The sequence below is a fragment of the Photorhabdus heterorhabditis genome (assembly GCF_018448905.1).
Taxonomy (GTDB): domain Bacteria; phylum Pseudomonadota; class Gammaproteobacteria; order Enterobacterales; family Enterobacteriaceae; genus Photorhabdus; species Photorhabdus heterorhabditis.
Genome location: NZ_RCWA01000203.1, coordinates 1 through 273, shown reverse-complemented (window position 1 = coordinate 273; position 273 = coordinate 1). Strand labels below are relative to the sequence as shown.

The 273-nt window shown below is 33.3% G+C and carries 1 protein-coding gene; it reads right to left on the bottom strand.

What is annotated here, in order from left to right; translation table 11 throughout:
• Positions 1-42: 42 nt before the first annotated feature.
• Entirely contained in the window at positions 43-219 is a 177-nt protein-coding gene (locus EAE89_RS23300; protein WP_214086701.1) for a hypothetical protein, read from the bottom strand.
• Positions 220-273 lie beyond the last annotated feature (54 nt).

Below are 273 nucleotides of genomic sequence, written 5' to 3'. Positions count from 1 at the left end.
CACAATGCTAGAATCGGGGGAGCAAGACCCACACCCGCCCCCCTAGACGGAGCCTGCTCCTCCCTCTGCCTGTATCTCTGCCTCTCTCTCTCTCTCTCTCTCTCTCATAAAAAAAAAAATAAAATCTTTTTTTTTTTTTTTTATTTTTTTTTTTTTTTTATTTTTTTTTTTTTTTATTTTTTTTATTGGTAGCAATTTGACATTGATTTCTTTTTTCATCCAGTCATTTCACGTACGCGTTCTGATTTCTGTTTTTCTATTTATTATATTACT